Origin of the sequence: Streptomyces sp. NPDC059443 (assembly GCF_042750105.1) — a bacterium.
GTDB lineage: Bacteria > Actinomycetota > Actinomycetes > Streptomycetales > Streptomycetaceae > Streptomyces.
In genome coordinates this window covers 65,286-75,136 of sequence record NZ_JBHYVM010000041.1, presented here as the reverse complement: position 1 = coordinate 75,136, position 9,851 = coordinate 65,286, and the positions used below count along the sequence as shown (strand labels likewise).

General features: G+C 73.8%; 10 protein-coding genes. 9 read left to right on the top strand and 1 reads right to left on the bottom strand.

Translation table 11 applies throughout. The features are described from left to right. Positions 1–120 precede the first annotated feature (120 nt). The 4 genes from ACFXDJ_RS31205 (at position 121) to ACFXDJ_RS31190 (ending at position 2,139) form a co-directional block, all read left to right on the top strand. Positions 121–357 (top strand): hypothetical protein, encoded by a 237-nt coding sequence (locus tag ACFXDJ_RS31205; protein ID WP_384850979.1) that lies wholly within the window; start codon positions 121–123, stop codon positions 355–357. A 375-nt stretch (positions 358–732) separates the two neighbouring features. Beyond that, positions 733–1,356 (top strand): class F sortase, encoded by a 624-nt coding sequence (locus tag ACFXDJ_RS31200; RefSeq protein WP_384654439.1) that lies wholly within the window; start codon positions 733–735, stop codon positions 1,354–1,356. 148 nt (positions 1,357–1,504) lie between these two features. Then, complete coding sequence (locus tag ACFXDJ_RS31195; protein WP_384654442.1) at positions 1,505–1,912, top strand: hypothetical protein; 408 nt, start codon at positions 1,505–1,507, stop codon at positions 1,910–1,912. Between the two features lie 62 nt (positions 1,913–1,974). Next, positions 1,975–2,139, top strand: coding sequence for a hypothetical protein (locus ACFXDJ_RS31190; protein ID WP_384654445.1), 165 nt, complete (start codon positions 1,975–1,977; stop codon positions 2,137–2,139). A gap of 208 nt (positions 2,140–2,347) precedes the next feature. On the opposite strand, the gene ACFXDJ_RS31185 is transcribed toward ACFXDJ_RS31190, so the two are convergent. Continuing rightward, complete coding sequence (locus ACFXDJ_RS31185; protein ID WP_384654447.1) at positions 2,348–2,761, bottom strand: hypothetical protein; 414 nt, start codon at positions 2,759–2,761, stop codon at positions 2,348–2,350. 160 nt (positions 2,762–2,921) lie between these two features. Here ACFXDJ_RS31185 and ACFXDJ_RS31180 point away from each other — a divergent pair, with 160 nt between their 5' ends. From ACFXDJ_RS31180 to ACFXDJ_RS31160, 5 genes are all read left to right on the top strand, one after another. Continuing rightward, entirely contained in the window at positions 2,922–3,749 is an 828-nt protein-coding gene (locus ACFXDJ_RS31180) for a hypothetical protein (protein WP_384654450.1), read from the top strand. A gap of 172 nt (positions 3,750–3,921) precedes the next feature. After that, positions 3,922–5,859 carry an FUSC family protein gene (locus ACFXDJ_RS31175; protein ID WP_384850981.1) on the top strand — a complete coding sequence of 646 codons (1,938 nt, stop codon included), beginning with the start codon at positions 3,922–3,924 and terminating at the stop codon, positions 5,857–5,859. Between the two features lie 80 nt (positions 5,860–5,939). Beyond that, the gene (locus tag ACFXDJ_RS31170) at positions 5,940–6,653 is read left to right on the top strand and encodes a hypothetical protein (RefSeq protein WP_384850977.1); all 714 of its coding nucleotides are present in this window, start codon (positions 5,940–5,942) and stop codon (positions 6,651–6,653) included. Between the two features lie 14 nt (positions 6,654–6,667). Continuing rightward, positions 6,668–7,924, top strand: a complete 1,257-nt coding sequence (locus ACFXDJ_RS31165; RefSeq protein WP_384850975.1) for a sensor histidine kinase — start codon at positions 6,668–6,670, stop codon at positions 7,922–7,924. 260 nt (positions 7,925–8,184) lie between these two features. Continuing rightward, positions 8,185–9,729, top strand: coding sequence for a VWA domain-containing protein (locus ACFXDJ_RS31160; RefSeq protein ID WP_384850973.1), 1,545 nt, complete (start codon positions 8,185–8,187; stop codon positions 9,727–9,729). Positions 9,730–9,851 lie beyond the last annotated feature (122 nt).

Here is a 9,851-nt window from a genome sequence, read left to right as displayed (position 1 = left end):
GTGTGCCCTCAGAGCGCGGCCCACCGAGTTGGGTACTGGTCTCGTGGGCTGGGTGTTGTGTATTAGAGACAGGCTGCGTACAGGTATAGTGGGCTCGTAGATGTGTAGAAGAGACCGGGTATGAGCGCAGCCGGGCACACGGGCAGGAGCGCGGCCGACCGCCCCTGGCGGGAGCGGCACGTGGTGGACGGCCTGGCGGACGTCCTGCGCGGGGCGGCCGCGGAGCGCTTCCTCGGCAGTGGTCTGACGGTGACGAAGCCGCCCCTCCCGGGCCGGGGCCCGTCCGCCGGGGCGGACCCGCCCGGGAGGCCCTCGGCGGTTGCGGAGCCCGGACGGGCCTCAAGGGCCGGAAAGTAACGGGGTCCCATGGCCAGGGCATATGCGTAAGGATCGTTCATGGCTCAAGGACAAGCGGCCCGGTCCACCCCCGCAACTCGCGCGGACGATCCGTCACATCGTCCCGCTTGACAGGTTTTCGCATGTGGCAGAACGTGCCGCCGACCCGACACGCCCGAGGCCCCGCCTTGACGTTCTCACCCGTTCGGGCGCACGTCTTCCACATGCTGGTCAACACCGCGCCCACCGGCCGCCATCTGCGAAGACGGTCCCGCCTCGGGGTGACAGGATCATGACGCGCCATCAGATCCTCGTGTTACGCGAGGATCCGGGGCGCGAAGAGGAGTCCACTGCTCTCAGGACCCGGCCGCCCGAGCCGGACAAGGAGGGATTCCCATGCCCCGCGCCAAGTGGGTGGTCGGCGTACTGACGGTGACTCTGCTGTCCGGCGGCATAGTGGTGTTGCACTCCACCGAAGGCGCCCGGCCGACCTCGCCGACCGCCGGTGACGCCCTGCCGTCGCGGGTGCTGGGGCTGTCCGGTCCACGGCGACTGGCGCGGCAGCTGGACCATTCGGACGAGCACACCACCGGCAAGGGCACCCGGCGGCCCGCGCGCGCGGGCGTGGCGCCCCTCCCGGCCGCACGCCCGCTGCGGCTGGTCATCCGGAGCCTGCGGATCGACGTACCGCTGACGGGCGGGACCCCGGTCGGCGGGGCGGGCGCGGGACCGGACCTCGGGGACGGTGGTGCCGTCTGGAACTCCGCCGGACCGGCCCCCGGCGCGGCCGGCACCGCCGAGGTCTCCGGGGAGTTCCTCCGCCTCGCCGGGCTCCGGCGCGGGCAGACGGTCGAGATCCTCCGCTCCGACCGTCGCACGGCCGTTTTCACCGTGTACCGGGTCTCCCCCTTCGGACTTTCCGAGCGCGGAGGCTCGTCCGGCAAGGCCCAACTCCGGCTGATCAGCGGGGAGACCGCCGTCATCGCCCGCCTCACCGGACACCGCCGCACGCCGCGCTGACGGAGCCCGGGGCCGGATGCGTTCCGCATTGCCCACCGGTCACCCCCCTCGGCCATCTGTCAGCCGTGGGGGGTGACTTCGTCCCCCGGTCGGGGGGATCTTCGGTCCGGGCGGGGAGTTGGCCCGCGTGCCGGGGCAGACCCTCCGCATGAGCGGGACGCGGTGGGCGCGGACGGCACTGAGCAGGGCCCTGAGGGTGCCCCTGACGGTGCTCTGCGTCGTGCTGCTGTGCGTGTTCGGCACCGGCAGGTCCGGCCCGTCCCCCGCATCGGCCGAAGGCCCCCGCTCCACCTCCTCGGCCCCATCGGCCCCATCGGCCCCCGCCGAACCCACTGAGAGCCCGGCCGACCCGGCCGGGGAGGATCCCGAGGTGCGGCTGGCGGCACGGGTGACCGAGCGCGCCGTCCCGGGCGTACGGGGCCCGCAGCGGCCGCTGTTTCACGTGAAACATCCCGCCGGGTCCGCGGATCCCGCCTCGCACGAGCCGGGGGCGGCGACGACGTCCGCCCCGACGGCATCCCTCCCGCCGGTCCGGAGTGTGGTCCTGCGCTGCTGAGCGGACCGAGAGGTCACGCATCAGCACGCATCCCCCCACTCCGAGCACCGCGAGGTTCCGTCATGCCCATCGACCCGTACCTGGCCCTCAACGCCATGCTCCGCGCCGAGGCCGCCCGCTTCTCCCCCGCCGCCCCGCAAGTCGGCCAGCCCGGCCAGGCCCGCCGACCCGAACCCGAGACGGCCGCGAAGGCCGAAGCCCCGGCCGGAGACACCACGGCCGAGTAGCCCCCGCCCGCCCGCGAGCGGACATGAGGCGGCGCCGGTTCCCGCGCCCTCGGCAACGGAGAGTGGTCACGTGAGGTTCGACCACGGGGCGCGGGAACCGGCGCCGTCATCAGTCTCTGTCGGCAGGACACCCGCCCGCCTCGGCCGTTCGTCCGCATTCGCACGGTCGAAAGTACCGGCCTGTCCGGTCCGGGACGGCCTGGACGGCCTAGTCCTCCCGCGTGTAGTAGCGGTAGAACGCGGCCGCGCCGACGCCCGCACCGACGAGCAGGGCGATGCCCGAGGACTTGAAGATGCTCTCGCCCGCCAGGCTGTACAGGTAGCCGAAGGAGATGCCCGCGAAGGCCCCGTACGCCGCCGCGTGCAGCTCCCGCTTCAGCCGGGGGCCGATCCGGGCCAGGGCGAACAGGCAGGCGGCGAAGATCGCGCCGCACAGGATCCCGTAGAAGACGTTGCCCGCGTCCACGGGCCCCGTCTGGCGCTTCATGAAGGCGGCGTAGACGCCGTAGACGAGTCCCATCAGCAGGGGACGGGTCAGGGCGGACGCGCTCGGGCGGGTCGTGCCGCCCGCGGCCGTCTGCCGGTGCTGCCGCCTGGGGGCGGTGGGTGCCGCATGTGCCATGACGGGCTCCTCTCTCCCATCATCCAGGGCACACCCGCCGCCCCCGACCGGCAACTGGATCACTCGTACGGGCCGCCCGCGAACGGCACCGGCGGCCGGCCGCCACCCGCCCGCAGTACCCCCGGTCGCGCGGCGCGGCCGCCCGCCTTTCCCTGGTGACGTGCGGACCATTCTCTCGGCGGTACTCATCGTGCTCGTGGCCCTCCTGGTGCCCGCGAGCGCCGTCGCGTACTGGGCCGATCACGAGCTCGGCAACGCCGACCGCTACACCGAGGCCATGTCCCCGCTCGCCTCGGATCCCGCCGTACAGCACCTCGTCGTCACCCAGGCCGGCCGCGCCCTCTCCGGGCAGATCGACGCGGGCCCCTTCCAGGGCGGGGTCGACGCCCTGCTCGGCGAGGCGCTGCGCTCCTTCGTGGGGACCCCGGCCTACCGCACCGCCTGGGACGCCGCGAACCGCGCCGCCCACACCGCTTTCCTCGAAGCGCTCACCAGCGGCCACGGCGACGCCCTCACCATCGATCTCGCGCCCGTGATCGCGCAGGTCAAGGCCGATCTCATCAACAACGGGGTGCCGTTCGCCGACCGCATCCCGGTGACCCACCTGTCGGTGAAGGTCATGGAGTACGACAACCTCGGCGCGCTCCGGAAGGGCTTCCGCATGCTGCAGATCGCCGGGGTCTGGCTCCCCCTGCTGACCGTGGTGCTGGCCGCGACGGCCATCGCCGTCGCCGTCCGCCGCCGTCGCGCGGTGCTGGCCACCGGGCTGGGGCTCGCGGCCGGGGCCGTCCTGCTGTGGCTGGCCGTGGTGCTGTGCCGCCGCCTCACCCTGGACGACCTGCCGGCCGATGTGGACCGGGCGGCCGCCGAGGCGGTCTACGACGCGCTCACGGCGTTCCTGCGGACCACCGCCTGGGTGGTGCTGGCCGTGGGACTCGCCGCGGCCCTGGCCTCCTGGCTGATGGGCCGGGTGCGTCGCACCCCATAAGCTCGGAAGGTACGGATTGGACCATAATTCCGTGCAACAGCACAGAAGAACCGATTCGCGAGCGGCGGAACCGGAAGCGGGAATGAGCACCGAACGCACCGAAGAGATACCGTCCGGGCGGGACCGGCGCAGACCGGGACGCTCCCTCCCGCTGTCTCCGCCCGCCTGGCTGCTGAAGGGGCTGCGGCCGTCTTCCGCGCCGATCCCCTGGGCCGCCGTGGTGCGTGCCGGGATCGCCATGGCCGCCCCGCTGGCCGTCGGCTTCGCCCTCGACGAGCCCGAGTACGGTGCGCTCGTCTCGATGGGCGCCCTGTCCGGGGTCATCGGCGACATCGCCGACGCCTATCGGATGCGCGTCCTGAACATCGCCGTGCCCCAGCTCTTCGGCGCCGTCGGCGTCGCGATCGGCACCCTCGTCTTCGGACACGGCTGGGTCGCCGTCGCCGCTCTCACCCTGGTCGCCCTGATCTCCGGGATGATCTCCTCGATCGGCACGGTCGCCTCCGTCTCCGGGCTGATGCTCCTGCTGAACTGCGTGGTCGGCGCCGGTCTGCCGATGCCCGAGCCCTGGTGGACGGCCCCGCTGCTGCTGAGCGCGGGCGGACTGTTCGTCCTCGCGCTGACCCTGCTGGGCTGGCCGCTGCGCGGCCGGCAGCCGGAGCGGGCGGCCGTGGCCGCCACCTACCGGGCGCTGGCCGACGCGCTGGAGGCCGCGGGCGGTCCGTCGCCCCTCTACGACGAGCGCCGCCAGCAGGTCACCCAGGCCCTGAACCAGGCCTACGACCTGGTGCTCGGCCGCCGGGCCCGGGTGCACGGCCGCAGCCCCGCGCTCGTACGGATGCTGGCCCAGCTGAACGTGCTGATCCCGCTGGTCGAGGCCGCGCCCGCCGCGCACCTGCGGCGCAAACCCCTCTCCCCCGAGATCCCGGCGGCCGTACGGGAGCTGGCCGAGGCCGTCGAAGAGGGCCGCACGGGAACCCCCGTACTGGACCTGCCCGCGCCGGGCAGCCAGTCCGAGCGGGCCGTCGACGCGGCCCTGCGCCACGCGGCGACCATCGTGCTGACGGCCGATCCGGACATGCGCAACGTCGACGACCGGCTCGGCCGGCCCGCCGCACTGCGGGTCCGGGCCGTGCGGGCGGTGCGCGACATGATGTTCTCCGAGGCCTCCTGGCGGTACGGGCTGCGGCTCGCGCTGTGCATCGGGCTGGCGCAGGCGCTCGTGTCGGTGGTGGAGATCGAGCGGTCCTACTGGGTCGCGCTGACCGTCACCTTCGTCCTCAAGCCCGACTTCGGCTCGGTGTTCTCCCGCGCCGTCCTGCGCGCGCTGGGCACCGCCGCCGGGCTGGTCATCGCGGCGGCCGTGCTCGCGGAGGTACCGCGCGGCTGGTGGGACGTGCCGGTGATGGTGGTCCTCGCCGCGCTGATCCCGGCCTTCTCCGTCAAGGGGTACGCCTTCCAGACCGCCGCGATCACCCCGGTGATCCTGCTGCTCTCGGACCTGCTCAACCACCAGGGCTTCGATCTGATCCGGCCCCGGCTGCTGGACAGCCTGATCGGCTGCGCCATCACCCTGGTCGCGGGCTACCTGCTGTGGCCCGAGAGCTGGCACACCCGGATCGGGGACCGGCTCGCCGACACGGTGGACGACGCGGCCCGGTACGTGGAGCGCGCGTTCGGCGGCCACCCCGACACCGAAGCGGGGCTGCGGGCGGCGCGGACCGCCCGGCTCCAGGCCCGGCGGCGGATCTACCGGGAGCTGTCGGGCGTCCGCAGCGAGTTCCAGCGCGCGCTGACCGAGCCGCCCCCGACCGGGGCCCGGGCCGCCGCGTGGTGGCCGCTGGTCGTCGCCGTGGAGCGGATCGTCGACGCGACCACGGCGGCCAGGGTCCGGGTCAACCACGGCGCTCGGACTCCGGATCCGTCGGAGGTCGCGGCCATCGCCGAGGACCTGCGCGGCCTGGCCCGCGGCGTCCGCAGGGTCCGGAGCCCGGAGCAGATGGATCCCCCGTCCGCCCCTTCGGTGGACGAGGACTCGGTTCTGGCCCCGGTCCGGCAGGAACTGGCGGCGGCCCGCGCCATCGCCGACCCGAAGCGCGAAGCCACGTAGGTCCGGAGCGCGAAGCCACGCAGGCCTCTAATGGCCCAGCGCCCCGGGCCGCCCCGGCCCCGGCGGGGGAGCATCTGAGCATGAGGCCCTTCCTGCTGCGCGGCCGGCCCGTCCTCCTCGCCGCCGCCCTGGCGGCCACCGCGGGATGCGCCAATGTGGAGGGCCTCCGCAACGAGGGCGACCTCGGGACGGTGCACGCCCCCCGCAGCCTGTGGACGAACATCCGGCCCGAACCCCCCGGCCCCGGCCAGCAACCCGGCACGGCCGCTGTCGTCCCCGGCCTCCCCAAGGTCCCCGACCTGTCCATGCGCGGCGTGAACGCCCTGGACGTCGTACGCGCCGACATCACCGCCGCCACGGCGGGAGACGGCGGAACCGGCCGCCTCGTCGACCCCCGGGCGATCCAGCGGCTCGCGCTCTGTACACAGGCTGTGGACGGCGGCCCGGACTGCCCCGTGCGACCCGCCGTCCTGGCCGATGTGACGGGCAACGGCCGGGAGGAGCTGATCACCGCCCTGGACATCGACGGCCGGCTCAGCGAACTGCGCGTCTACACCGTTCAGGACGACGGGACGATCGCCCGCATCCTGTCCCGGCGCGGGGTACTGGAAGGCGTGGAGGTGGCCGCAGAGCACCTGGCCGTGCGGGAGCCGACGTCGAACCCCAAGAAGGTCTCCGTCTCCGACTACGTCTGGGACCCGGAGGCCGGGATCATGAACCTCTCCCAGCTCACCCTCGACGAATGCTCCAGCGCCAACGGCTCCGCCCCGTGCCCGGCCCCGGGCAAGGGCTGAGGAGGCGGGACACGATGCGGCGGACGAGCAGCCTGCGCTGGAAGATCGCCATGACCACCACCGCGGTGTGCTGCGCGGTCGCGGCGGCGCTCGGCATCCTCGTGCACAACGTGGTCGCCCGGCAGCTCGTCGGGGAGGTCCGCAAGGACGTGGACCGGGAGCTGAACTACGCCCTGAGCCAGTACGAGTACGGCACCTCGCACGGCGAGGGGAACAGCGCCCTCGACCCGCCCCTGCTCCCGGCCCCACTGCGCGAACTGGTCGCGCGCGGGCTGACCGGCAGCATGGTCGGCAAGCGGGACGGCAAACCCGTCATGTGGGCCGCCGGACCCGCCGACGGCAAGGCCCTCGCCGTCTGGGTCCCCTACGAGAACACCCGCACCCGGCTCCGGGAGATCGACGCCGCCATCCTGGCCTCCGCCGTCATCGCCGCCGGGGCGGTGGCCCTCGCCGGCCTCTTCCTCGCCAACCGCATCAGCCGCCGGCTCGTCACCACGGCGGCCGTGGCCCGCCGGATCAGCGCCGGTGATCTGGACGCGCGCGTCGGCTTCCCGGCCGACGGGAAGGGGCCGCGCCCGCGCTCCCGCGACGAGGTACGGGACGTGGCCCAGGCCCTGGACTCGATGGCGGCCTCGCTCCAGGACCGGCTGGAGGCGGAGAAGCGGTTCACGGCCGACGTGGCGCACGAACTGCGCACCCCGCTCACGGGATCACTGGCCGCGGCGGATCTGCTGCCCGAGGGACGCCCCAAGGAGATGATCAACGACCGGCTCAAGGCCCTGCACCTGCTCACCGAGGACCTGCTGGAGATCTCCCGGCTGGACTCCGGCGTCGAACGGGCCGACCTGGCCCGGGTGGAGCTCGGCCGGGCGGTGGAACGGGCCGCGGCCGGCACCCGGCTGCCCGTCTCCGTACGGATCCTGCGGGACGCGGTGGTGCTCACCGACCGGCGCCGCCTGGACCGGATCCTGGCCAATCTGCTGGTCAACGCCTCCAAGCACGGGCAGCCGCCGATCGAGGTGAGCGTCGAGGGCCCGCTCGTGACCATCCGCGACCACGGACCGGGCTACCCGGCCGAGCTGATCGAGCAGGGCCCGCAGCGCTTCCGCACCGGCGACCCGGGACGCGGGCGCGGCCACGGGCTGGGCCTGACCATCGTGGTGGGGCAGGCGGCGGTGCTGGAGATCGCGGTGCGCTTCTCCAACGCCCCGGACGGGGGCGCGGTGACCACCCTCCAGCTGCCCGTGGGGCGTCTGCCGGAAGGAAGTTGATCAGACCGGAGTGAATGTTTCACGTGAAACAGGCACGGTTGAGCCGAAGCGGCGGCGGGCGGATGAACGGCCGGTGAAACCGGCCCGTCGGAGCGGCAGTTCAGGGGCCTGAGGAGTGTGTTTGGACGGTGGGCGCCACGAATGGTGCCCCTGCCGAAGTTCCAGCCAAGGGGCCGATAACCTTACGTGTCCACTCTGGGCAGGGATCTACCGCGCAGCACGGACAAATGACGCACGCACTCATGCGAAAGGCCTGGCCCATGGGTATTCGGAGCTTGTTGCGCAAGGTTTTCGGAAGGCCAACGGAGACGGTTCCGGAGACGACCGACGCCACTTCGGCGGCCCTCCCGAGCCAGACCGAACGCACTCCGCTGGACGCCGCGGCCGAACTGGTCGCCGCCTCCTTCGACAACCCCACCGTCCCCCCGCAGTCCGCTCCGCGCGACCGCGAACCGGGAACCGTCCTGACGGCCCCGGCCCCGGACCCCACCGTCCCGGAGGCCCGCCGCCACACCCCCGGCCCGTCGACCACCCCGACGCCCGCCCCTGAGCCGGCAACGGCCGAGCCGACGCCTGTCACGGCCGAGGCCGAGCCGGAGCCGGTAGCGGCCGAGGCCGTCACCGCCGCCGAACCGGAGGCCGTCGAGACCGAGCCGGAGGCCGAACCGGCCCCCGCGGCAACGCCGGAGGCGGAAGCCGAACCGGAGCCCGCAGCCCAGGCCGAGGCAGAGCCCGTCGCGGCCGAGGCCGAACCGGAGGCCGAACCGGCCCCCGTAGCAACGCCGGAGGCAGAAGCCGAGCCCGTCGCGGCCGAAGCCGCACCGGAGACCGAGGCAACGCCGGAGGCGGAAGCCGAACCGGTCGCGGCCGAGGCCGTCGCGCCGCAGGCCGAGGAGGAGGCAGAGGCCGAGCCCCTGGCCCCCGTAGCCGCCGAGGCCGAGCCGCAGCCTGCGGAGCCCGAGGCCGAGCCCGTCGCCGTCGAAGCAGAGGCAGCAGAGCCGCTCGCCGCTGCCGCGCCGGAGGCAGAGGCCGAACCGGCCGCCGTGGCAACGCCGGAGGCGGAACCGGCCGAGGCCGAAGCCACGATCGTCGAGCCGCAGCCTGCGGACACCGAGGCCGAAGCCGTCCCCGCCACCACCCCGGAGGGACCGGCCAACGCCCTCACGGCAGTGAAGCGGCAAGCGCCCCCGCTGGTCGGGGCCTACAAGGCCGCCGGGCAGGTCCTGCGCGGCAAGGGGAAGGCCGACGCGCGGGCGAAGGTGTACCTCGTGCTCGACCGGTCCGGGTCGATGCGGTCGTTCTACAAGGACGGCAGCGCCCAGTACCTCGCCGACCACGCGCTCGCGCTGGCCGCGCACCTGGACAAGAACGCCACCGTGCACACCGTGTTCTTCTCCACGGACGTGGACGGCACCGCCGACCTCGCCCTCGACGCCTACGACGAGGCCTGGGTCGAGGCCCGCCACGCGGAGCTCGGCCGGATGGGCCGCACCAGCTACCACGTAGCCGTGGAAGCCGTGATCGAGCGGTACCAGAAGGACGGCGGCGAGGGCCGCGCCCTGGTCGTCTTCCAGACGGACGGCGCCCCCGACAACCGTCAGCCCGCCCGCCAGGCGATCGCCGACGCGGCCGCGGCCGTGCACGGCATCCACTGGCAGTTCGTGGCCTTCGGCGACCCCGAGTCCAAGGCCTTCGACTTCCTGCGCAAGCTGGACGCCGAGAACGCCGGCTTCTTCCACGCCGGCGCCGCACCCACCGAGCTGACCTCCGCCGCCCTCCTCAAGGGCATCCTCGACAGGTTCTAGCTCCGCCGCGGCGGACAACGCGAAGGGCCCGGGGTTGCCTAACGTACCCCGGGCCCCTCGTCCGCGCGGGCACAGAAGGCCGAGCCCGCGGCGGGCGGGGGGGCGGGCGCGGCGCACCGCGT